At 39.7% G+C, this 24304-nt stretch carries 19 protein-coding genes; all 19 read right to left on the bottom strand.

Going from position 1 to position 24304, the window contains the following annotated elements; genetic code table 11:
• Positions 1 to 28: 28 nt before the first annotated feature.
• Positions 29 to 1654, bottom strand: a complete 1626-nt coding sequence (locus VPHSUH08_RS04395; RefSeq protein WP_105086842.1) for a membrane biogenesis protein AsmA — start codon at positions 1652 to 1654, stop codon at positions 29 to 31.
• 223 nt (positions 1655 to 1877) lie between these two features.
• Positions 1878 to 3710: a carbon starvation protein A gene (locus VPHSUH08_RS04390; protein WP_004694192.1), complete on the bottom strand. Its 1833-nt coding sequence runs from the start codon at positions 3708 to 3710 to the stop codon at positions 1878 to 1880.
• A gap of 281 nt (positions 3711 to 3991) precedes the next feature.
• Positions 3992 to 4618 (bottom strand): imidazole glycerol phosphate synthase subunit HisH, encoded by a 627-nt coding sequence (gene hisH, locus VPHSUH08_RS04385; protein ID WP_105086841.1) that lies wholly within the window; start codon positions 4616 to 4618, stop codon positions 3992 to 3994.
• A gap of 78 nt (positions 4619 to 4696) precedes the next feature.
• Complete coding sequence (gene hisC, locus VPHSUH08_RS04380; protein WP_105086840.1) at positions 4697 to 5773, bottom strand: histidinol-phosphate transaminase; 1077 nt, start codon at positions 5771 to 5773, stop codon at positions 4697 to 4699.
• Positions 5774 to 5882: 109 nt separating this feature from the next.
• Positions 5883 to 6209: a phosphoribosyl-ATP diphosphatase gene (gene hisE / locus VPHSUH08_RS04375; protein ID WP_005387497.1), complete on the bottom strand. Its 327-nt coding sequence runs from the start codon at positions 6207 to 6209 to the stop codon at positions 5883 to 5885.
• Between the two features lie 2 nt (positions 6210 to 6211).
• Positions 6212 to 6529, bottom strand: a complete 318-nt coding sequence (gene hisI / locus VPHSUH08_RS04370) for a phosphoribosyl-AMP cyclohydrolase (protein WP_012863731.1) — start codon at positions 6527 to 6529, stop codon at positions 6212 to 6214.
• A 169-nt stretch (positions 6530 to 6698) separates the two neighbouring features.
• On the bottom strand, positions 6699 to 7457 hold the full coding sequence (hisF, locus tag VPHSUH08_RS04365) for an imidazole glycerol phosphate synthase subunit HisF (RefSeq protein WP_105086839.1): 759 nt from the start codon (positions 7455 to 7457) through the stop codon (positions 6699 to 6701).
• An 84-nt stretch (positions 7458 to 7541) separates the two neighbouring features.
• A complete protein-coding gene (gene hisA / locus VPHSUH08_RS04360; RefSeq protein ID WP_105086838.1) occupies positions 7542 to 8264 on the bottom strand; it encodes a 1-(5-phosphoribosyl)-5-[(5-phosphoribosylamino)methylideneamino]imidazole-4-carboxamide isomerase in 723 nt (240 codons plus the stop codon).
• A gap of 26 nt (positions 8265 to 8290) precedes the next feature.
• Complete coding sequence (gene hisB, locus VPHSUH08_RS04355; protein WP_105086837.1) at positions 8291 to 8881, bottom strand: imidazoleglycerol-phosphate dehydratase HisB; 591 nt, start codon at positions 8879 to 8881, stop codon at positions 8291 to 8293.
• A gap of 122 nt (positions 8882 to 9003) precedes the next feature.
• Entirely contained in the window at positions 9004 to 10281 is a 1278-nt protein-coding gene (gene hisD / locus VPHSUH08_RS04350) for a histidinol dehydrogenase (RefSeq protein ID WP_105086836.1), read from the bottom strand.
• 65 nt (positions 10282 to 10346) lie between these two features.
• Positions 10347 to 11948 (bottom strand): ATP phosphoribosyltransferase, encoded by a 1602-nt coding sequence (hisG, locus tag VPHSUH08_RS04345; protein WP_105086835.1) that lies wholly within the window; start codon positions 11946 to 11948, stop codon positions 10347 to 10349.
• Positions 11949 to 12191: 243 nt separating this feature from the next.
• Positions 12192 to 13055 carry a histidinol-phosphatase HisJ gene (hisJ, locus tag VPHSUH08_RS04340; RefSeq protein WP_038125744.1) on the bottom strand — a complete coding sequence of 288 codons (864 nt, stop codon included), beginning with the start codon at positions 13053 to 13055 and terminating at the stop codon, positions 12192 to 12194.
• 100 nt (positions 13056 to 13155) lie between these two features.
• Entirely contained in the window at positions 13156 to 13656 is a 501-nt protein-coding gene (locus VPHSUH08_RS04335) for a GNAT family N-acetyltransferase (protein WP_105086834.1), read from the bottom strand.
• Between the two features lie 352 nt (positions 13657 to 14008).
• Positions 14009 to 14677 carry an energy-coupling factor transporter transmembrane component T gene (locus VPHSUH08_RS04330; RefSeq protein WP_105086833.1) on the bottom strand — a complete coding sequence of 223 codons (669 nt, stop codon included), beginning with the start codon at positions 14675 to 14677 and terminating at the stop codon, positions 14009 to 14011.
• Between the two features lie 9 nt (positions 14678 to 14686).
• Positions 14687 to 15499, bottom strand: coding sequence for an energy-coupling factor ABC transporter ATP-binding protein (locus tag VPHSUH08_RS04325; protein ID WP_105086832.1), 813 nt, complete (start codon positions 15497 to 15499; stop codon positions 14687 to 14689).
• Positions 15492 to 17117 (bottom strand): tryptophan transporter, encoded by a 1626-nt coding sequence (locus tag VPHSUH08_RS04320; protein ID WP_105086831.1) that lies wholly within the window; start codon positions 17115 to 17117, stop codon positions 15492 to 15494. The genes VPHSUH08_RS04325 and VPHSUH08_RS04320 overlap by 8 nt, the downstream gene beginning before the upstream one ends.
• A 132-nt stretch (positions 17118 to 17249) precedes the next feature.
• A complete protein-coding gene (locus tag VPHSUH08_RS04315) occupies positions 17250 to 20360 on the bottom strand; it encodes a type I restriction endonuclease subunit R (RefSeq protein ID WP_105086830.1) in 3111 nt (1036 codons plus the stop codon).
• 21 nt (positions 20361 to 20381) lie between these two features.
• Positions 20382 to 21626, bottom strand: a complete 1245-nt coding sequence (locus VPHSUH08_RS09600) for a restriction endonuclease subunit S (protein ID WP_105086829.1) — start codon at positions 21624 to 21626, stop codon at positions 20382 to 20384.
• Complete coding sequence (locus VPHSUH08_RS04305; protein ID WP_105086828.1) at positions 21626 to 24181, bottom strand: type I restriction-modification system subunit M; 2556 nt, start codon at positions 24179 to 24181, stop codon at positions 21626 to 21628. Before VPHSUH08_RS04305 ends, VPHSUH08_RS09600 begins: the two co-directional genes overlap by 1 nt.
• Between the last annotated feature and the right edge of the window lie 123 nt (positions 24182 to 24304).

Genomic DNA, 24304 nt, shown 5'->3' with positions numbered 1-24304 from the left:
ACTCTTACCCTTTACGGCTCAATACAGTTTATTGCTTACTGTTTTTTGACAGATTATCTAAACTATCTTTTGCCGTATCCATACTCCGTTTCAGATCCTTCATGGATTCTTTCATGTCCGGCGCTGTAAGGCCAGATTTGTCGATGCCTTTTGCAGAGTCAGAAGCACGCCTACTATTTTCCTTAGCTTGTTTCATATCATCTTTAATACGAGTCATATTTTCATCAATTTCATCAAATGACTCATCATACAGAATGAAATTACTGCCTCCGTGAGAAGTAATATTAAGCGGCCCCATCGTGAGCTGTCCATCATCGATACGCAAAGCATCCGTAGTAATAGTAGTGATTTTCGTATGTACGTTCACATCGCTAAAGGATAAATGCCGTCCTTTATTGTGAAAGTTTCCCGTAATGCTTTGAATCGGAATTAGCATATAGTGCCCTTCACCAGACCAGAAGTTACCCCATACCTCCATGTCTCGAGGTTGGCCTTCACTTTTAAAGTTCAAATTTGCCGATACGGGCACGAGAAACTCAGGAGCCTTGAGGGCTACACTGCTATCTAAATCCTTTGCTACGCCTGTAATCGTATAGGCCCGAGTGTCCAAATTATATACACCTTTAGCCTCCAATTTACCGCTGTATACATTGGCACTAACGTTTTCAAAATTTAAAATACCATCTTGGTACGTCACATCTCCTACTACATTCTCAAAAGTAAGTGCAGGAATGCGTAAAATAGGCATCGTCACACGACCTTTAGCTAAGGGACGATTAAAATCACCTGTTACCTTTGTAAGCAAGGTCATAGCATCATGAATATTCTCACCAAAGCCTAGTGATGATGGATCCACCCCTTTCACATCAAATTGTAGATCCAGTTGAGGCATGCGATGCTTTAAAACATCCTTTAAATCTACACGACCTTTTAATACGAGACCATCCCCTATGGCGGTACCACCAAATTTGCCCGTCTCCATATCGATACGAATCGCTCGCTTACTATCAAGATCAATTTTTGAGTTTACATTCTTTATCACATAATGGCGATTTCTATTAAAAACCTCTAACTGACTATTTCTAAGTGTAATCTTAAGATCTAAATGTTGACCTTGCCAATTAAAGTTACGTACTTTCTTACCTAGTTCCTCTTGCCGTTCTTGTGTGGTCTTTTTAGGTGCTTTTGGACGAGGCTCTACCTCATTAATTGGTTTATTTACATCTGGAGATATGGGCGCGAAATCCAACCGATTATTATCGTCCAAATCAATGACTATAACCGCATCATCTAATTCAATGCCCTTGATAGCGGAGGACTTAAAATTACGTGTCACCACATCCCACATATTGACGCGGACTTTCCCACTTGGTGCATTGAGCAACTCATGCCCTTCTGGGTCCTTCCAAACAAGGCCTGTAAAAGTCAAAGTTCCCCATGGTGTAGCAGATAAACTTTCAACAGTAACCGTACCGCGCATCATAGTTTGTCGAGCCATAACCTCATTAAAAATAACGCCCATTCCACGACTAGCAATGGTTGCTAGTACAAAGACTATAATCGCTCCAATGGCAAGAAAGGCAGCAATGCCTTTTAGGCCTTTCTTATACAATTGTTTATATTTTGTCCAATAAGAACGTATATAATGTTTCATAGCCCTATTATAACATGTTCAAATCACAATACCCATGTGGTGTTGCCTGTATCAATCATATTGACCATAAGAAACTCTTTTCCATACAAAAAGCGCCTTGCTCACAGAAAACTCTGCATGCAAGGCGCCATTACCTAACTATTTTATAAAAAAGACAGCAAATTTATAGATTAAAAGTGCACCCACAAATGTGAGTGCACTTTATATATTGCAATAATCAATCTTATGCTTTTACTTCTTTACCGTATTTTACAAGGCTTTCAGCTTCGATTTCAGCTTGAGTCCGATAGTCTTGAGGAATGCTAGACAAGCGAATCCAACTACGTACGGCTTCTACCAATACGATAAGGATCATGAAGAACATAGCAGCACTAAATGCTACTAAAATCCATTTACCAGCAGGAATATAGCTGTAGAATACATTTTCATAGTCTGCAGCGATAGCCACGATAGCCATTAAGATACAAGGAATACCTGTTACCCAAGCATAGCGTTTGCGGCCAAGTCTCATAATAACTGTAGTACCTACGGCCAATGTCATGGTACCTAATAATTGGTTAGATACGCCGAATAGAGGCCAGATAATACCGATATTACCTTGTAGAACTAGGTAGCCCCACAAGATACAAATTAAAGCGGCACAACCATACACACCAGGAGCCCAGTGTTGGTCGTTGAATTTAGGATGGAAATGACCTAATAATTCTTGAAGTAAGTAACGACCTACACGAGTACCAGCATCGATTAATGTCATGATGAACAATGCTTCAAACATGATACAGAAGTGATACCAGTAACCCATCAAGTGAGCCATGTTAGGCAATCTGGAGAAGATATGAGCCATACCTACTGCAAGGGATACGGCGCCACCAGGACGGTGCATCAAGTCTTCACCAACCATTGCAGACAATGCTGGCAATTCATGGACTTGAAGGCCTAAAGCTTTGAAAGACTCAACTGTGGAGTTAATCGCAAAGTAATCATCTGGATGCAATGCAGTGGCAGCAATCAACGCCATCATAGCGATGAAGCCTTCTGTTAACATCGCACCATAACCGATAGGTAAAATTTCTTTTTCATTAGTAAGCATTTTAGGTGTTGTACCTGTAGCAATAACAGTATGGAAGCCAGATAACGCACCACATGCGATAGTAATGAAGATGTAAGGGAATACGGAACCTTTCAATACAGGACCGCCGCCCCAGATGTAAGGAGTTACAGCTGGCATTTGAATTTCAGGCATTACGATAATAATACCAAGAGCCAATGCACCGATTGTACCGATTTTAAGGTATGTGGACAAATAGTCACGAGGAGCAAGTAACAACCATACTGGCAATGCAGCTGCAAAGAAACCATACACAGCAAGCATAATTTCAATGGTTTGCAAGTCGTATGTGAACCAAGATGCATATTCGCTAGCCGCTACATTTGGACCGTAGATGATAGCTGCGAAGATTAAGGCTACCCCAATAATAGTCGCCTCTTGGATTTTACCAGGACGCAACCATTTCAAATAAATACCAATAAAAATAGCGATTGGAATGGTAGCAAATACGGAGAAGAATCCCCAAGGAGAGTTATGCAATGCGTTAGCTACTACTACAGCCATACCAGCAAGGGTAATAATCAATAGGAATAAGGTAGCGAGCATAGCACCAAAACCAGCAAGTTTACTGATTTCTTCGCGAGCAATATCCGCAATCGATTTACCATCGTAACGAACGGAAGCAAACAAGATAACCATATCATGTACAGCACCGGCTAATACGGAACCAATTAGGATCCATAATGCCCCAGGCAAATACCCAAACTGTGCTGCGATAACAGGACCTACAAGTGGACCTGCACCAGCAATTGCTGCAAAGTGATGACCAAAGGTTACCCATTTGTTGGTTGGCACGTAATCGTGACCATCATTGTGAACCATGGCTGGCGTTGGACGATATTGATCCAATGTCAGTACCTTAGCCGCTATAAAAGCCCCATAAAAGCGGTACGCTAAAATTAGAATACACGCGGAGGCAATAACTAAGTAAATACCATTCATAACCATATAAACACCTCCAATAATCACGTGACATGGAGTATATGAATATTACTGATAAAACTTATGTATCGTATCCATGCCACAATGGCTTCCTAAAATGTTAGTACTTACAACATTATTGTATAACTAATCAACAAGGTGTCAATTATTAATTTCTCATTTTGAAAGTTAAGTATAACTATAAAGCATAATAACGGCATTCTCTACCTATGAGATGCCGTTATTATCCTAGATATATTGGTTACTGAATGACTCATTCTTATCTGTAATAAAAGATAGCTATATCCCTATTCTCCTGCTTTCCTATAAGTTTTTGTAATAGTCCCAAATGTACGCAACAAATTTAGACCTACGACACCGCTTTTTTCAGGGTGGAATTGCATTCCATATACTCTACCTCGTTCTACAATGCCAGGTACATCGATACCATAATTTGCAGTAGATATGATATATTCAGGATCTGTATCCACATAATAGGAATGAACGAAATATGTATATTGATCATCTACATTGCTAAAAGCACTATGAGGCTGGTGTACTACATTTTTATTCCAACCCATATGAGGCACGCTAAGGCCAAGGTTGCGAGGAATTTCTTTTACCTTACCGGGAATAAGGCCTAAACCGGGCGTTGGGCCGTATTCTTCAGATTCTTCAAATAAAAGTTGCATGCCTAAACAAATACCTAATAAAGGTATTTCACGTTTTACTACTTCATAGATGACATCGACTAAACCACGTTCTTTTAGAACTGCCATCGCCGGTGCATATGCGCCTACACCTGGCAAGAGAACACCATCAGCATTTAGTATGGTCTCAGGATCTGCCGTTAGCACTGCATCAAGACCGATATAAGCTAATGCTTTCTGAACATTGAAGGTATTCCCTGCATCATAATCTATAATGGCAATCATAATAAACTCCATTCTATAGGGTAAAACACGATAAGATTAAACAAAACGTATTACGAATTGTATGTTATTCTGTACGAATTAATTCATGAAATCTCTTAATATCCTGCGCATAACATCCCCATCTTGAGACATAGGAATCGTAAGACGCAACCACCCTTCACGTTGACCTCGGCGCACTTGGTAACCTGATTTGAGCCAAGCATCTGCAAGACCTTCCGCATCAGGCGCTGAAAAAAAAATAAAATTAGCCTCACTCTTATAGTAGTGAATACCTAGCTCGTCAAAAAGGATTTCCCATTTTGACCGTTCCTCTGCATTTTGAGAGACCGTTCTCGCCACGAATTCTTGATCACCGAAAGCGGCTTCTGCCGCCACTTGAGATAAGGTATTCAAATTATACGGCAAGCGAATGGTTTGCATATAATTTGCCAATTCTATAGGTGTCATCATGTAACCTACACGGTAATTGGCAAGGCCATAGGCTTTCGAGAAGGTACGCATGATAGCCACATTAGGGAACTCATCCAAGAGCGCACGTGCCGTAGGAACTGCTACAGAGGTAACAAAATCGATATACGCCTCGTCTATGATGACCAAGGTTTCCTTTGGTATAGCTGCTACAAGTTTGCGGATATCTTCAACAGACTCATAGGTACCCGTTGGATTATTAGGATTACAAATCCACACGAGGCGTGTCGTTTCATCTACAGCTTTCACGAGAGCAGAAAAATCATACTGTCCTGTTTCAAAATCAGCTGGCACCTCGCGGATCTCAGCACCTTCCACAAGGCCATTCAAGGCATATTCCGAGAAGGCTGGCACGCTTACTACGATGGAGTCACCAGCGGTAATCAATGTTTTATTGACCATGGCGATGACCTCATCGAGACCTACGCCGATGACGAGTTGCTCAGGTTGTACTTGCCAGTAGTCAGCGAGTTTCATACGCAAATTGGAGGCGTTGCCATCCGGATAGTAGTTGGCATCATTATGGGTTACATAGCTAAGGATAGCCTCCCGTACCAATGGCGATGTACCGTAAGGATTTTCATTCGCCGACAAGCGCACCAATCGCTCTACACCAAGGCGCTCTTTCACCGCTTCAGCCGGCTCCTCAGGTATATAAGGTTTCAATGTGCGAATTATCTCTTTCATAGGCTATCCTTTCTATCTATTCCTTAACGCATATAACTCATATAACACTTAAAAAACACATATAAACTCCACCAGAGCTCATATGTCCGAGCTCATAACAGGATATACATTATAAGTTTGTAATTTCTGGGCGATCCGTAGTCTTGCTAACAACCCCTTCGCGGCTCGCTAGCTCAGCTTCAATGGCTTCGTATGGGATATTTTTCTCCGCTAATAACACGAGCAAGTGATATAACACGTCTGCTGTTTCGTAAATCAGCTCCTGTGGATCTTCATTTTTTGCGGCGATTACTACCTCTGTAGCCTCTTCACCAACTTTTTTCAAGATTTTATCGAGCCCTTTGTCGAATAAATAATTCGTATAAGAACCTTCCTTTGGCTGTGCCTTACGGTTTTTAATAATTTCGTATAATTCGTTCAGTGTTTGCTGTGCCATGTTTAACTCCGTTCTACTTCATTAAAGAAACAGCTTGTACGCCCAGTATGACAGGCAGGACCTTCAGGCTTAACTTGAATGAGCAAGGTATCGCCATCACAATCTAGGGCCATGCTCACCACGTGCTGCACATTACCGCTAGTGCCACCCTTATGCCATAGTTCTTGACGAGATCGAGACCAAAACCACGTTTCCCTTGTTTCCAGTGTCTTGTGAAAGCTTTCTTCGTTCATCCACGCCACCATGAGGACGTCCTTTGTCTCCGCATCCTGCACAACCGTCGGCAACAAGCCATTTCCTTTTTCAAAATCCGGTTTCATATTCTATCCTTTATTAAAAGTAATCAATAATCTGTTATCCTATATTAGCTTGTGTCTCTATCTATTGCTATTTCTATTTTCTGTTTATCTATAAATAAACTATTTAACTAACTCTGAACATATAGACTAGTAAAGAACTTACGAGAGATAATAATTTTTTAAATCTGTTTTAGCGTACTGTAATTCCGTGAGCTCGTAGTTCTTGTTTGAGTTCAGGAATTTTAACTTCTCCGAAGTGGAATATAGATGCCGCCAGTGCACCGGTAACGCTGGTTTGCTTAAAGAGATCTATAAAATCCTCAACCTTACCTGCCCCTCCAGAGGCGATGATAGGTACATTTACGACGGACTCTAGAGCCTTATATAGTTCAATATCAAAGCCGGATTTCGTGCCATCTTTGTCCATACTTGTCACTAGCAACTCTCCTGCTCCACGAGCTACGGCCTCTTTAGCCCAGTCGAGAGCTTTCCATTCTGTACGGTTGCGCCCACCATGAGTGTAAGCATACCATTCACCAGTTTTTTCATCGGTTTTCACGTCGATGGCTACCACCATACATTGATTGCCAAACTTTTGAGCCCCTTCTGTGATGAGCTCAGGGTTAACGAGAGCCGCGGAGTTCAAAGATACCTTGTCGGCACCAGCTTTTAACAAAGCCGTCATATCATCAACGCTCTTGATACCACCCCCCACGGTGAGTGGCATAAATACTTGTGTGGAGATTTCTTGAACCACATCGCGCATAGTAGTCCGCGCATCAACGGTGGCCGTAATGTCTAAAAATACGAGCTCATCAGCTTGTTGCTGCTCATAGGAGGCCGCAATGTCTACGGGACTGCCTACGTCTACGAGATTAACAAAGTTAACCCCTTTTTTTACGCGCCCATCATCTACATCTAGGCAAGGAATAATCCGTTTCGCTAACATAAAGCTCCTTTCCATCGAGTGTCACTCAATATATTCCATTGGTTGCGATCAATAATTAATTTGAGAGCATCACAATCATTTCTATTATTTCTGCTGATTGTACTCGGCGATTTCCTCTAGTGTAATCGAGCCCTCATACAGAGCCTTACCAACGATGCTATCCATAACGCCTTTTTGTTCAAGGGATTTAATATCTGCCAAATTACGAACACCCCCAGAGGCAACGATGCGTGCTGTAGAGAATTCTTTTTGCAAATTTCCAAGTAACTCTTCATTGGCACCCTGCATCGTACCGTCTCGGTCTACATCGGTAACGATAAAATACTTTGCCCCACCTTCAACCATGGCACCAATTAAATCGGTCATCGGCACGTCGGATTGGTCGAGCCAACCTTCAGCGGCGACCTTGCCATTTTTCCCATCTACACCGATAACGATGCGCTCCGCACCGTATTCAGCGATAACCTGCTTTGTAAGCTCCGGATTTTTAAGCGCTACAGATCCTAAGATAACCCGATCTACGCCCAAGCCTAAATAGATATCAACGGCCTCTTTATCACGGATGCCGCCTCCAATTTCCAGAATACCTGTAAAAGCTACACGCACTGCTTTTACAATATCTACATTTACAGGCTTGCCCGCCTTGGCTCCGTCTAAATCGACAAGGTGTAAGGCCCCCACTTTAGCTGCTTCATATTGTTTCGCTTGGTCTACTGGATCAGGATTGATGACCGTTTCCTGTGCAAAATCGCCTTTATAAAGACGAACACTGCGCCCATCTTGTAAATCTATAGCTGGAAAAATCATAGGTTCTCCTTTATTAAATGACTGTATTAAATAACGCCCTTTGTAGAATTTACGCCTTGGATATCTGGGTTGATAGTAACTGCTTTGCGCAACGCACGGCCCGTTGCCTTAAACATGCTTTCAATAATGTGGTGTGTATTGCGACCATATAAATTGCGCACATGTAAGTTCATAGCAGCGCTCATCGCAAGAGCTTGGAAGAAATCCTCCACCAACTCTGTTTCAAAGTTGCCACCTAGAATCGGCGTACTCCATTCCCCTTGGAAAACGAGGTATGGACGACCGCTCAAATCGATTACAACTTGCGTCAATGCTTCATCCATAGGAACCCAAGCATCGCCATAGCGCTCGATACCAGCCTTATCGCCAAGAGCTTTCACCAAGGCCTGACCTAATGCAAGTCCAACGTCCTCAACCGTATGATGAGCATCCACATATGTATCGCCCTTTGCCTCTACCATAAGTTCAAAACGGCCGTGCTTCGCCAATAGCGTCAACATGTGGTCAAAAAAGCCAATCCCTGTGGATATGGAGCTTGTTTGTGCCCCATCAAGGGTAATTTCTACTGTAATATCTGTTTCTTGAGTGGTGCGTTGCACCGTACCTGTGCGTATCATAACGACCTCTATACTTCAAATCTATTTTTATAATCTATATTTCTAATCTATGTTTTCACTGTATATTTTAAATACACATATAAATATAGATACCAAATTTATTTTCTAATATTTTTTATAAGCTATTTTTCAAATCGTACTTCGATGGCACGAGCATGCGCTTCGAGACCTTCCGTACGAGCCAATGTAGTAATGTGTTTTGCCACTTCTTCTAAACGTTCTTTTGTAAATTGTGTGAAAGATGTACGTTTCACAAAGTCATATACGCCTAACGGAGATGAGAATCGCGCCGTACCACTAGTAGGCAATACGTGGTTCGTACCACCTACATAATCGCCCAATGGTTCAGACGCATAAGCGCCGAGGAATACGGAGCCTGCATTTTGAACGAGGCTCATGTAATTCATTGGATCTGGCAATTGGATTTCCAAATGCTCTGGCGCCACTTCGTTCATCACCGTGAACATGTCTTCAATGCTGTCCATAATAGCAATGTAACTGTTGTTTTCAATAGCTGGACGAGCGATACTTTCACGAGGTAACAGTTTAAGTTGACGTTCCACCTCATCGGATACGGCATTTGCTAAACTTTCACTAGTAGTCACCATAATAGCGCGCGCACGAGGATCATGTTCAGCTTGAGATAAGAGATCTGCTGCGAGGTGAACTGGATTTGCGCTGTCATCGGCGATAACACCGATTTCACTTGGACCCGCAATCATGTCGATATCGACTTGGCCAAATACTTGACGTTTCGCCGTTGCCACGTAAATATTGCCAGGGCCTACGATTTTATCTACCTTTGGAATCGTTTCCGTACCATAAGCAAGGGCCGCCACACCTTGGGCACCGCCCACTTGATATACCGCATCAACGCCGGCAAGCTTTGCAGCACCTAATACGGCAGGATTAATGCCATCCTTTTGAGGGGGCGTAACCATAACGATTTCTCTCACCCCTGCGATTTTTGCAGGCAAAGCAGTCATGATAATGGTCGAAGGGTACGCGGCTGTACCTCCAGGGACGTAGAGACCAACGCGAGCCAAGGGAATCACCTTTTGACCGCGGATGATACCCGGTGTATCCATGTCCACAAAGCCCTGCTCGATTTCACGGCTGTGGAATTCTGTAATGTTTGCCTTTGCCTTTAATAATGCGGCTTTCAAATCATCAGATAAAGACTCATAAGCTGCGTTGATTTCCTCTTGAGGCACCTTGAAATCTTCAATGGAAACGCCGTCAAATTTTTCAGAATACGCTTTGAGCGCCGCATCACCGTTAGTGCGGACATCAGCAATGATATCGTACACCCGACGTTCAATCTCCATATCTGTGGTTTGTTGTGTATAATTCCGTACGATGGCAAGCATCGCCTCTAATGATTCCTTATATATTTTCATCTGTCGTCCTTCTTCCTACTTGAGCTATCCGTATTGCTAGTTAAATATATGATTCACTCTACATCTTACTTATTAATTGCTTCTGAAAGCTGATCTATGAGTTTAAAAATGGTGTTTCGCTTTTGTTTTAATGCTAATGGATTTGCTACTAAGCGTGTAGATATGGGCTGTAGCCAATCGAAGATTTCTAGATTGTTTTCACGCAAAGTGGTACCCGTTTCCGTAATATCTACGATAGCATCTGCTAGTCCTACAAGTGGGGCCAGCTCAACAGAGCCTTCAATCTTGATGATTTCCACGTCTTGAGCGCCAAAGTACTGTTTTGTAACGGTTGGATATTTCGTACCAATTCGTTGGCGGCGACCTTCTTTAGGATCATAGCCCGCTAAGGACGCCAAGATAAATTGGCATTTACCCGTTTGTAAATCTAACATTTCATAGCTCGTATCGTCTTGTTCATCGAGCACATCGCTACCGACGATGCCAAGATCAACCACGCCATTTTTCAAATACGTCGTTACATCTGGCCCCTTTGCAAGGATGACCTCCATAGAATCACCTAAAGAGATAATGAGCTTACGCGCCTTATTATGTAATGGCTCGCAATCAATGCCACATGCTTCTAGGAGTGGAATAAAATCCTTTTCTACGCGCCCCTTCGTAAGAGCGATACGCAATGTATCGTTATCTTGAGCTTTACTTTCACCCTGCAAGGTAACATCAGTCAAGACGTCGATATTGAAAGCCATCCCTACTGCCGGCATCGGCGTACCATCAAAGCTAGATAGCAAGCCATCATAGCGACCGCCGCTAACGATGTATTGAGACACGCCATCCACATAGCCTCTAAACGTAAGGCCTGTGTAATAGGATTGAAGCGGTTCCGTAGATACATCGATGCGAACCTGTTGCCCCGTTGCTTCCACTTGATTTGCCATATCTACGAGATTATCTAAAATGCGCTGCGCCGCTGCAGGCAAGATAATCTGATTTAGCTCATCCTTAATATCTTGAACTGTACCAAACAAGCGAGGCCATACAGTTAAGAATGGATATAGCGCACTATTTTTAAAGTCAGAAATCAACTCGTTATATCGTGGCAAATATTTAGTAAATAAAGCCTCTAAGAGCTCTGCTTTTTCATCATCACTGAGTCCAAGAGCATCGGTAATAGCACGAGAGAAACGAGCATCCCCAATCTCAAGCAATAAACTATTGCCCAACTGAGCTTCATTCACCTCTTTAATAATTTTAAAACACTCTTGCTCAGCCTCAAGCCCTTCGTAGCCTACCATCTCGATGCCACCTTGCGTCACTTGGTTAACATCACCACGGTGCTTTTTATTTTTCATAAATACATCGCCCAAATAGTAGAACGTGCGAGGCAATTCAATATTTGTAGTCGCCAAGAAACGACCAATAGGCATGGTCAAATCAGGACGAATTACGACGGACACTTCAGAACTATCCATAAATTCGTACATATGTTGACCGCGCCCCATTGCATAGCCATTGAATACATCTTTATACTCTACGAGAGGCGTAGAAATCTTTGTGTATTGACGATTTCGACAAAGACCGAGCACATATTGACTCACATCATCCTTACGCTCTGCTACGATCCCTATATCATCGCGGAAACCAGTAGGTAATTGCTGCTGTACCATCGTAAACATCCTTTCTATCAATTGATTCATATTATTTCTCACGCCTGTGAAAGCCATATTTCTGTACTATCATTGGGATTATGTGGCTATCCAATACACTATGAGAAAAAATTTACCTATATCGATACTTTTCTATTTTATCGCTTTAATTTATTAAAGTATGAAATCATAATATAACGGTTCTATAGAATTGTCAATAGAACCGTTAATATTTCATGTATTTACTATAATAATGATTTTATACTAGCCCCAAACGTTTTCTATATCTGCCACGCTATGTGCATCAGACCCCAATACAAATGGCACACCGATGATAGCCGCCATGCCTTGAATGAAGCGGCTTGGGTACATTTCACGACAATCTGGTTTGAAGAAGCCGCTCATGTTGTAGTCTAACTCGCGACCTTGGACGCGCATGATATGCAAAATATCGCTCACCACCTGCGCATTGCGACGATCTAAATGACGTTCAAAGCCAAAGTGATGTTGGTATTTCTTGATTAAATCAAAATGCCCTATCCGTTTAGGCGTATATTCACCGAGGTCAGCACGCACGGCTTGGCGCACTGTAGAATAATACTTGTAATATAACTCATATTGTTTTTCAATCCACGGCCCAAAGCCTTTCTCAAATTCTTCAGCACTGTAGTCTAAGCAGTAAAAGGCATTATTAACGCCTTCCATAAAGTGAACGGATAAAATATTATCATCCGTCAACGGACCATAGCGATCCAAGAACTCTTGAATGTCTGATTCAAAGCCTGGAATATAATCGACTTCAAAACCGAGAGAAATATCGATATGTGTGCCATACGCACGTTGTAATTGACGACCCAACTCTAAGTAAGTATCAACTTCATTTAATTTCAAAGACGCTGTGTCATAGGCCTTTTTATCACCACCGTATTCTGCAGCAAAAGCTGTTGGCAATGGTGCATGTTCTGTAAGGCATACCTTTTCAATACGCAACTCGATGGCCTTTTCTATCATCATCGCAGTTCGGTCACCACTACCATGTGGACACAACTCCGTATGCACATGACCGTCCACGAGACGGCTGCGATACTTACTATATCCAACGAACTGCCGTTCATCTTTCATGTTCATTCAATCACCCCTATTCGCCCTAACCCCTGGCGAATCCTTATCTATAATCTATACATCATTGGTATAACGTATTAATTTATATATTTTACTATACTAATTATTATACCAATAATGCGTATGTTTCGGTATCCTGATATTTACCATGTTTGAATCCAACTTGAGGCGTTAGACCACAATAGGTAAAGCCAAATCGCGCGTGTAACTTAGTGCTACCTTCATTGCCAGCCGTAATAACGGATACCACATTGTGCAATAACGGATCATTTTTTGCTATTTCTAAAATATGAGCCATCAGTTGTGTAGCGATCCCCCTACCGCGATAATCTTGATGGATATAGATAGATAATTCGACGGTACTTTTATAGGCCTCTTTAGGTCGATATGGTGAAAGCGATGCATAGCCTGCTACAATCCCATCAATGGTACCTACCACAATAGGATGGTGCTCATCGCTATGAGACTCATACCACTCCTGCCACTCTGACAACTTACGAGGTTCAAGATCAAGCGTGGCTACGCCGTTCATAACCTCATAATTATAAATATCTAAACAAGAGGCTATATCATTCCTTGTAATTGGTCGTATTACTAATTCACTCATAAGTATTCCTCAAAACTGTAGGTATCCTAAAAAAATTTATTTCTATTTAACATAATATATAAAAATAGCCCACATACGCAAGAAAAAGGACGAACTATTCGTATGACATACTATTTCACTTTTATCCATCTTTGAGGTAAAAATTACATATTTTACATCTATATCCCCAATACAACAAAACTGAGTGGTAAAAACAACATTTTTTACCACTCAGCATATACGTTTTGAAGCATATATAAGTAAAAAGCTCTTATTTTACTTATATACTTTTATCATATTTTTTATTATAACTATTAAAGCTAGTACATTTCTATAGGAGCAAAAACATACTCTTACTTGATTTATAAGAAAATTACACAATAACAAATAAAAGTATTGTAATAGCAATTAAAGCACTAATAACAGTATAATCGATTCTTTTCAATCCTACGGATGCAGCAAAGCTGTGTGTAGGGCCACCAAAACCACGTAGTTCCAAGGATAACGCCATTGTTTCGGAACGGCCCAAGGATTTTAATAGCAATGGTTGAATAACAGATGCATAGGATTTGATACGCTTAATGAAGTTGCCTTCTAGAGATAAGCCACGGCAAGCTTGCGCCTCTTGTACAGCATGGCTTTCAGCAATAAAGTCAGGCACGAAGCGGAGCGCAGCAGTGAACATAAATGCATATTCATAAGGAATTTTGCATTGTGTTACGAGCGCTGCCGTAAGATCTTGCAATTTTGTAGTTGCCAACAGGCCTATAAAGACAAGTGTCATAGCCAACATTCGTAAGCCGGATACAATGGCAGAGGTTACATCGCCGCTGCCAAGGAATTGGATGAGGCCAAGGAATACAGCGAAGCTAGTTAATGCCAACACGGCTTTGCGTTGTTTGAATAACAAACCTGCCAAAAACAATGCACCGAGTTCTACTACGACTAATGCCAATAGCGATACCCAGTCGCGCAACAGGATGGCCCACACGGATACAGCGAGGGTCATCAAGATTTTTGTTAACGGTACTAAACGTTCCATATGTCCCTCCTATTTTCCGCTCAACTGAGCCACTAACTTGGATTTCAATTCATCCATAGATTTGCAATAGCCTAAGGATGGTACCGCTAGTGAAAGTTCCACACTTGGCGGTTTCGTAAGGCCTAACTCTTGCAATTCATCCGTAGATTTTTTGAATAATTCTTCTGGACTGCCGTCAAAGGCAACGGTTTGGTTGCCCATGATGATAGCACGGCTACATTCGCTAGCCATGATTTCCATATCATGGGTAATAAGAAGGATTGTGATACCTTCTAAATTAAGCTGACGCAATAATGCTAATAGCTCTTTAGTTTCCTTACCATCTTGACCACTGGTTGGTTCATCAAGGATGAGGATTTTAGATTGCATAGCCAACGCAGAAGCAATGGCAACGCGTTGCTTTTCACCGCGGCGTAATGTTGGAGGATAAGCTTCACGCAAATGGCCGATGCCTGTGCGCTCCAATACTTCATCAACGATACGCTTCACTTCGGCTTTACTGCGCCCCAAGGACTCAGGTCCGAAGGCAACCTCTGTGGCTACGGTAGGTCTGAACATTTGGCGATCTGGCTGTTGGAATACATAGCCGATAAATTGCCCCCGTTTAGACGGCGGCATGGACGTAATATCTCTGCCGTTATAATACATGTGGCCTTCCCTAGCCTTTTCTAGGCCGACAAGTAATCGCGTAATAGTCGTTTTGCCGCAACCATTACGACCACCGATAGCGATATATTCGCCTCCTTCGATAGTGAAAGTCACGTTTCGGAAAATATCTACGGATGGCACATAGCCAAAGCGGATGTTTTCAACCTTAAGCATGAGCTCCACCGTCCTTTCCTGGTACATCATCAACACGTTGAACTGGTTGTCTATTTTCTACTATATTAGATTGATCAACAAGATTATCTACTGTAATTCTTTGATTAGCTGGAGAGTTGCTTTTACCATGCACCTCGGTTTGAATAGCATGAGCCATTTCAATTTGGTGCAAGCCCTTGATAGCAGACTCGATGCTGAGCCAAGGTTCATCGCTGTGGAAGCCGGCTTGTTCCAATTCCATATAGGTTGTAAACACGGATGGCAATGCATCGACGTGAATGTTGTGCTCGTACATGTAACGAAGCGTAGTCGGTACATCGTCATCACAGGCGATAGAACCATTTACCATGAGGGCCATGCGGTTAGCATACGGCAATACGGCATGCAAGTCATGGTCGATAACGACAACGGTGATACCGTGTTTTTGGTTCAAATCACCTACGAGGCGATATAATTCTGCGGTCCCATCTGGATCGAGAGAGCTTGTCGGTTCATCAAGAACAAGTACGGTTGGGTTCGTAGCCAATACGGAAGCGATAGCCAAACGTTGGCGTTGACCACCAGATAAACTTGTAATCTTGCGGTCTTCTAAGCCTACAAGGCCAACTTGCTTAAACACCTCTTCAGAACGAGCTTTAATAGTTTCACGGTCATAACCGCGGTTTTCCATAGCAAAGGCTACTTCTTCACGAACTGTCATCGTTACGAGCTGTGTATCGTAGTCGGCCAGAACTACACCGATATGGTTCGCAAGTTCTGGGATTTCCATTTGCGTAGTCGCATGACCATCTACGAAGACCATGCCTTCTAGCCGTCCACCATAGAATTTAGGCACCGCCCCTACCATCGCCATACAAAGGGTGCTTTTACCACAGCCTGCAGGGCCTGTAACAACGAGAAAATCACCTTCATTTACATCGAGATTGATATTTTCAAGGGATGGTGTAGTCGCCTTAGGATGATAGTAATTTACGTGCTCAATGGATATTTTAGCTTGGCGCTCAGGCAAGATAGTCAAGCGACTATGATCAGATGTCAATTGGTCCGCATTTGGCAACATGCCACGTTTAGAAAATAGACGTTGTGCCGGAATATACAAGATTGGTGTAATGGCACCATTCAAGGCCCCTACGATAAGTACCAATGGCCACATGCCGTACATGTACACATTATTTGGCAACCCAAGCACTTGCCACAAAATGGTAACAAAGATACCGCCAGATACAACAGTTGCTAAAAAGCCAGACACGACAGGCGTTAAATCAAAACCACCAATTTTACGGAACTTCATGGACAACATAGCGCGCGTTACGAGAGCCGCCGTCAAAGCACCACCCGGCTCAGACAACAAGTTGCCGTAAGGGAACGCTGACTTAGACGTCAATACATTGATGAGGGCCGCCACGAGGCCAATCCCCAAGGTTTGACTCAAACTAGGACGAGTCAATAAAATAGCTACGCAGTACGTAGCAATCGTCCAGTTCGGCGTTACCCCAGCCACACTAGGGCTCACCAAATGCAAAATCGTGCCCAATGCGAGCATCAATGTGCTAACAGTAACCCATCTAAACTGGCCACCCTGCACATGCGTGTACACAAGATCCTGAATCCGTTCCATAATAGCCTCATTTCTATAAAAATATATATGGATTTATTTTAACATTTATACGGGTATTGTGAAAGTTTAGAGCGCAACAAAAAATAGCAGGGGATTAATCCTGCTATTTTTATAATATACTCTAAAGCAAATTTACGATTTATAACCATCAAGCTTATTATAAATAACAAACTCCCTAAGTATATTTTTAATTTTAATAATACATTTCCAATGAGGTTGATCTACAATTCCTAAATTTTGTTTAGCTCGCTCGATGTCTACAGTGGAAATCAACTCATTAAAGCGTCCATATTCATCAATGTTAGTTTCATTAACATGAGCATTTAACAATGCCCTCAACTTAGCTTCATCAACACCCAACAAATTAATACAATACTGTATCTTCGCGTTCCAATCGACATTCATATATTCATTGATATAATCAGTCAATGTCTTATTCTCGTCAACAACTAACCGCTTATGTTCTATATCAACCAAAATTTGTCTAGCAGCACGTTGTTCTTCTTGAGATAATTGAGCAAAGCTTTTATGAAGCATCATTCTTAATTGATCAATTAAAGTACTATCAAAGTCATCAATATTATATGCTCTTATATACTTCTCAAAATTTTTATTCATATAATCAGCATCAATCCGAATAGATTCTTGCTTATGAGCTTTGGCAGTTATATCAAAAGGAATCACTGGATTAGATTTACCATCAGGTGTACTAGAACTAAATAATTCGCCATATCGAACTGCTAATGTGTTATACGTTTCCTCATCTAAATTTAGTCCTAGTTTCTCATCAATATTCTTTTGCCACGTAAACATCTGTAGCCGAATAGCTTCCATTAAGCTACGCAATTGATAGAATAAGCGTCCAAATTTATGTCTACTCGCTATATTATCCGGTAATTTTGAATAGTATTCTATGCCTTCTGATATAAATAAATCTGAAATATCCTCTACTATAACATTCATTTTGCGAATATTCTGATCTTTTTTATCTGCATATAACCCTTCAGGTACCGATCCAGAATATAACCTAAAAGCATCTTGAATATTACGAGACATAGTATGTATCTTACGATAATATCTAATGCTACCAAATGGTTTTTCTGGACCATATAAACGGTTTGTTCTAGAGAAAGCTTGTACTATTTCTTCATAAGCCATAATTTTATCAACATATAGTGTATTTACATATTTTGAATCAAAACCTGTCAGTAATTGTTTAACGACAATTACAACATCAATGTATTTATCTGTATCAATTTCTACATCATTAGAACGATATTGCAGCTTATGCGCAAGTCTAGCACAAACATCACGCTTAAATGAAGCATAACTTGATGCAGTAAATTTTTGATTGAAATATGTATTATAATCCTCTAAGATTTCTTCCAATGCTTCATCTTTAATAACAGCGGTTGTAGGATCCATTTCACCATCTACAGTAGGGTCAAATAAGGCCACTACTTTTAAATTAGGTGCACTCCGTCTAAACAATCGATAGTAAGAAATCGCTTCAGATATACTATGGGTTGCTAAAATACCATGGAATAATCCTTTATAACTTTGTACCAACCATTTACCATGAATATCTTCAATTACAGCTCTACGATGGTCATCATTATCATAATGCCCATTTTCTATATAATCCTCAATACCTCTTGTATATCCATGTTCATAATCTCGAACCATAGGTACATCATTTATAAAATGGTAATAGGCTTCTCGTTTTTCGGGAGATTCCATAACATCACTAACGGTATTAGCGCCAACCTCACGTAATGCAACTGCATTACGTAAATCTTCATCACTATATGTTGGCACCGATGTAATATCAAACCCTAACACATTTTTATCTCGAATACCATCAGAAATACTATACCGGTGCAATTCATCACCAAATAAATCGGCAGTCGCTAATGTTTTCTTTGCATTATCTTTAAAAATTGGCGTGCCTGTAAACCCAAATAATAAAGCATGTGGGAATGTTTCTTTAATTGCTCTCAACATATCGCCAAAAGTATTGCGATGACATTCATCAAAAATAAAAACCAACCGTTTTCCTTTAACACGGTTTAACATATCATCGCGTGTATCATCTTTAGATAATTGATTCATCTTTTGAATAGAGGAAACAATTATCATATCCTTTGGTTCAATGCTATCTAGTTTTTTCAGTAATACAGTACCACTTTCTGTACCTTCTACGGATGTAGCAGAGTCGGCAAACCCTTGATATGCCTGCAAAGACTGTGTTCCTAATTCAACACGGTCCACAAGAAATACGATTTTATCAGCATCTCCTACACTCGCAATAATCTGCGCCGTTTTAAACGATGTCATAGTTTTACCAGATCCTGTTGTATGCCAAATATACCCACCTAAAGGACTGGTATATCCCCAATCAGCTTTACTAACTATATCTGCAATACGACTTGCTGCATAATACTGATAGCTACGCATCACTTTGAGGACACCGTCAGAGCTATCTGGAATTGTATAAAACCCTAATAATTCATGTGCTAAAGGAATTGCCAACAATGTTCCGGCAATTTGAGTCCAATCCCCTATAATTTCATTGTTTACATCGGCCCAATGAAATTGAAATTCTGACTTTAAAGCTTCTCCATTTCCAGGATTAGCAAAATATACCGTTTCTTCTGGTGTCATAGCCACAAAAATTTGTATTAAAGCAAATAATCCAGAGAACAAACCACGACGATTATATAAATCAATTTGATTAATTGCGAAATCAACCGGAATACCTGAACGTTTCAATTCAATATGAATAACAGGCATCCCATTAATTAGCAACATGACGTCTCCACGTCTATCTCTAGAAACATCATTAAGCCCTTTAAATTGTGGTTGACGTGCTATTTGATAAACACTTTGTCCAGAAGCAATTTCATTACGGTCAAAAATTTTAAGTGATACATTTTTCCCCAAATGCATCGCATCATCTTGATTATCACGTTTAATAGTAACTACTTTGCCATTTATCCAATCATTTATCATGGCAGGACTTTTCAACATCTTAATTTGCATTAAGATTTGATTCATCTCGCTATCAGTCAACGGATATTTATCTAGCTTGTCAGGAGAACAGTTATTTTTATAAATAATATCTGCCCAATTCTTTACAAGCGCCTCTTCTGTTGGATATTCAATACACTCTGCTTCCCAACCATGATTAGATAACTGCTGAATAAGGGCTAATTCAAAATCAGATTCTTTTGTAAAAATCATAATTCACCTAATCTATTAAATCTACACAAATAACTGTTGAAGTAAACCTTTTTTTATTGATATAAGGCAATCCAATTTACGCTGATGAAGGGTAATAGAATCATCTATAGTCCTAAAAAATCGGCCTATTTGTTTTTGTTCCTCTAATGAAGGGAGTACTAAACTCATCTTTTCCATTTGTTTACCAGAAACTTCAACAAAGGTTGATCCTGCACCAGTTACTTCTCCATAACGCTTTAATCTCGGTGTCATAGTATATAAAAAATACGTATCTAATTCTTTTGAATCAGGAGTAATCGATTGAAACCCCTGATTTGTACACCCTTCAGCTTGTAAAATTGCTGTATTACCTATACCTGCCCTTGATGTGAATAAAACAGTTCCAATTGGAAGTAATTTAGCAGAACTTTTCTCTAGACCCAACTTTGTTATTTTTCGAGTACTTTTACTAACATAGCGATTCTTACCTATTTCTACTGGAGAATACCAATCAATATCTCCATTCCAATATTCAGGAACATTAGTGCTTGGAGTTCCTCCCCCAGTAATAATTGCTACATCACCCAACTTACGCTGTTCCCAAGCATCAGTAAATCCTTTGAATCTAACATCTGGAATCGTACATCCTTTTTGAGGGAATAATTTTTGTAAAAGTGCACTCTTATTTAATTTCAGTTTCTCAAGCTTACGCTGATGAAGGGTAATATCTTTATTAATCAAAGAAAAAAGATTTGCTATTTTCTCTTGCTCTAATAGGAGTTGTGGAATCATATAATCAATATTACTAATAGTTGACCAATTCACATAAATTTGGGTATTACCTTGACTCGCTTTAACAATATATTTTCTTTGTTCTGGTGCATTTAACATATGGTATAAAAACATAGGAAGAAAATTCTTTGTATCAACCTCAATTCGTTCTGTTCGCTGATTATATACATATGTATTATCTTGATCGATTAATAGTACCCGGCCAATTATATTCCCTGAAGCGGTCTTATCATTTAAGATCATTGTTAAATCATATTTATTAAGAATCCTAGACTTAGTTTTGTCTGTCTTATTAACCCTTAATCCTTGATCATTATAAACTGATTCTTCTGAATAACTACCAATATTAATAACTTTATAAGTTCCTCCATCAACAAATTCTGATTCAATTGATGTTCCACCTGTCGCTATTCCAAAATCATTTAGCTTACGCTGTTCCCAATCATCAGTAAAGCCTTTAAATCGTAACTTAGGAGTTTTTTTATTAGTATTCATCATTTTGCTCCTAACAATTCTAATAAGGCGGATATCCCCATATCGTCATTAGCTTCTAACTCACGCAATAATGTAATCAACTCTTGCTCTACAACTCTAATATCATTATCAATTGATTGTAGTGAAGTTCCATATTTATTGGATAAAGCACTTAAACATTGAACAAAATCATTGATGACCTTTTTTGAATACGCTTTTAGTTCATTTATTGCTGGCACAATCCAATGTTGATATAACAATTCATCTATTTGTTCATCAGTAAGATTCTCCATACAATATTTTGTAGCATCAGCTAACTCAGCTACAGCCTCTTTCTGACATTTTTTTAATTTTGTTTCTTCAGCATATAAATCTTTAACAGCCTTTAATAATGGGTATAATTCTGGTTCATCTTTATAAATCTTAACAGCGGCGTTCAATGGCGTCTTCACAAACCCAGTTCTATCATCATTCAGGAATTCCATATCTTGATAGTCCATTGGTACAGCTTCAGCAAGTTCAGCGATTCGCTCTTTAATTGCTTCAAGTTCATTCTCTATATGCGTTACATTTGAAAGTTCATTCTGCAAATATAATTCTTGTACTAATTCAAAAGGAACAATAGCCCCTTTCCACCCGTCTTGAACCTCTACTTGTTTATTTTTTTTCTTTTTCATTACCATATTGGGCTCTACAGAAGCAACCAAGGCTTTACCATTATATCCCATCTTATCGATATCTAATGTAATTTTAGACCAATTATCACTCATAATTTGATAGATATCATATGTGTCGATTAATGGTATATTAGAAAATTGTTCAAATAACTCGTTTGACAAGGTATGCCAAACAGTTTCATCCATTCCAACTTTAAAATTATCAATAACAGACTGCGAGACGTGTTCTATATAATGATCAATCTTTAACCCCAAGGAGTCTGTAAATGCATTTACAGCAGGATAATCCTGTACAATCTTAGCAATATTCCCCTCTACCAATGAATAGTATCCATCTTGACCTTGTTTAAAAATTTCTTTATCAAGTCCTTCAAACACATTCCAATATAGGGATAATTTTTCTATCTCATTATATGGAATCCCCCCATGAACAATACCATATATATCATATATTTCATCATTTTTAGATGTGTCCACATAGCGAGGAATATTTAAATTGTAATCATTACTTATAATCTCATCACGAGATACAACGGTACAATATCCAGCAATCGTTTCTCTCTTACAATAAGCATCTATAACGCGACGAATATCTGATGCCTGCAACTTGTTATTCTTATTAGCTTTCACAAAATATTCTGAAGCATTAATAACTAGTACATCCTGATTCTCTCTCTTCTGACGCAATACCATAATGATTGTCGGGATGCTTGTACCAAAGAAAATATTAGCTGGCAAACCAATAATTGCATCAATATGATTATTATCAATAAGAGCCTTACGAATTTCTCCTTCACTATCCCCACGGAACAATACACCATGTGGCAATACGATTGTCATAATACCATTTGGTCTTAAATGATATAGATCATGAAGTACAAAAGCATAGTCAGCTTTTGTAGCAGGTGCTAACCCAAATCGACTGTATCTAGGATCATTTTCTTTTCCCTTGGGATCCCAGTGTTGAGAATATGGAGGGTTTGATACAACAGCATCTAAGTATAACGGATTATACGTTTGTTGAGGGTCTGCTTCATCAAAATAAGGCCAATCATCCTCTAATGTATCTGCGTTTCTAACCATGATGTTAGATGGTTGAATATTACGCATGATGAGGTTCATTCTCGTCAAATTATACGTTGCTTCTTTTAGCTCTTGAGCATAGTATTTAATACTATTTTTATCTCTTCTATATTTTGCAATACTTTTACCAATATGAATCAACAAAGAGCCTGATCCACTTGTAGGGTCATAAATTGAAATTTCATTTCGGCCCTGTAAATGATGAGCTATAATTTCTGACATCAAAACAGAAACTTCATGAGGCGTATAGAATTCACCCGCTTTTTTACCTGCATTGGCAGCAAAATTCGAAATCAGATATTCATATACAAATCCCAAGACATCATAATCTTGAGAGCCATCCATTGGTATTTCATCAATCAATAAGATTAATTGTTGAATAGCTTTGGATTGGGCACCAGAGTTATCGCCTAACTTAGTTAAACCTAATTGCAATGTATCAAAGATACCTTTATATATCCGGTTATATTGATCATTCAATAATCGTTCAAAAGAATTTAATGCATCTTGTACTCTACCTACATCAAGCTGATTACCATCCTGAATCCATGTAGAAAACAAATGATTATATGGTATAAAATAGTACAAATCATCTCGAATAGCATCACGCAATTCTACATTTGATTCTACTAAAACAGATTTATATTCAGTTTTTGCTATTTGATACTGTGTACGTAGTAACTCTTCCTCTTTTTGAGACAAAAACTTATAAAACATGAATCCTAATATATAATCTTTATACTCATTCGCCTCAATTTTAGAGCGCAATTTATTGGCTGATTCCCAAATTTTATTTGCTAATTGCTGTTTATCCATATGCCACCTCAAGTAATACCAGTTGTTATGTGTATTATACCATTGCAAGCAAAAGCTCTATACCACTTTTATAGATTTCAATACAACAAAAAAGCACCCTTGAGGGCGCCTATATAAAAAATA

The sequence above is a fragment of the Veillonella sp. S13054-11 genome (genome assembly GCF_002959795.1).
In the GTDB taxonomy this organism is placed as follows: domain Bacteria; phylum Bacillota; class Negativicutes; order Veillonellales; family Veillonellaceae; genus Veillonella; species Veillonella parvula_E.
Note: the sequence above shows the minus strand (reverse complement) of the source record. Positions and strands in the feature narration are given on the sequence as shown.

Excerpts from the sequence above, each read along its gene's own strand:
- VPHSUH08_RS04305 (WP_105086828.1), bottom strand. The coding sequence starts at position 24,181 with ATGGATAAACAGCAATTAGCAAATAAAATTTGGGAATCAGCCAATAAA.
- VPHSUH08_RS04315 (WP_105086830.1), bottom strand. The coding sequence starts at position 20,360 with ATGATTTTTACAAAAGAATCTGATTTTGAATTAGCCCTTATTCAGCAG.
- hisJ (WP_038125744.1), bottom strand. The coding sequence starts at position 13,055 with ATGAACATGAAAGATGAACGGCAGTTCGTTGGATATAGTAAGTATCGC.
- VPHSUH08_RS04325 (WP_105086832.1), bottom strand. The coding sequence starts at position 15,499 with ATGCTTAAGGTTGAAAACATCCGCTTTGGCTATGTGCCATCCGTAGAT.
- VPHSUH08_RS09600 (WP_105086829.1), bottom strand. The coding sequence starts at position 21,626 with ATGAATACTAATAAAAAAACTCCTAAGTTACGATTTAAAGGCTTTACT.
- hisA (WP_105086838.1), bottom strand. The coding sequence starts at position 8,264 with ATGATTTTTCCAGCTATAGATTTACAAGATGGGCGCAGTGTTCGTCTT.
- hisG (WP_105086835.1), bottom strand. The coding sequence starts at position 11,948 with ATGGTACAGCAGCAATTACCTACTGGTTTCCGCGATGATATAGGGATC.
- VPHSUH08_RS04320 (WP_105086831.1), bottom strand. The coding sequence starts at position 17,117 with ATGGAACGGATTCAGGATCTTGTGTACACGCATGTGCAGGGTGGCCAG.
- hisI (WP_012863731.1), bottom strand. The coding sequence starts at position 6,529 with ATGAAACCGGATTTTGAAAAAGGAAATGGCTTGTTGCCGACGGTTGTG.
- VPHSUH08_RS04335 (WP_105086834.1), bottom strand. The coding sequence starts at position 13,656 with ATGAGTGAATTAGTAATACGACCAATTACAAGGAATGATATAGCCTCT.
- hisH (WP_105086841.1), bottom strand. The coding sequence starts at position 4,618 with ATGATTGCCATTATAGATTATGATGCAGGGAATACCTTCAATGTTCAG.
- hisB (WP_105086837.1), bottom strand. The coding sequence starts at position 8,881 with ATGATACGCACAGGTACGGTGCAACGCACCACTCAAGAAACAGATATT.
- VPHSUH08_RS04390 (WP_004694192.1), bottom strand. The coding sequence starts at position 3,710 with ATGGTTATGAATGGTATTTACTTAGTTATTGCCTCCGCGTGTATTCTA.
- VPHSUH08_RS04395 (WP_105086842.1), bottom strand. The coding sequence starts at position 1,654 with ATGAAACATTATATACGTTCTTATTGGACAAAATATAAACAATTGTAT.
- hisE (WP_005387497.1), bottom strand. The coding sequence starts at position 6,209 with ATGGCACAGCAAACACTGAACGAATTATACGAAATTATTAAAAACCGT.
- hisC (WP_105086840.1), bottom strand. The coding sequence starts at position 5,773 with ATGAAAGAGATAATTCGCACATTGAAACCTTATATACCTGAGGAGCCG.
- hisD (WP_105086836.1), bottom strand. The coding sequence starts at position 10,281 with ATGAAAATATATAAGGAATCATTAGAGGCGATGCTTGCCATCGTACGG.
- VPHSUH08_RS04330 (WP_105086833.1), bottom strand. The coding sequence starts at position 14,677 with ATGGAACGTTTAGTACCGTTAACAAAAATCTTGATGACCCTCGCTGTA.
- hisF (WP_105086839.1), bottom strand. The coding sequence starts at position 7,457 with ATGTTAGCGAAACGGATTATTCCTTGCCTAGATGTAGATGATGGGCGC.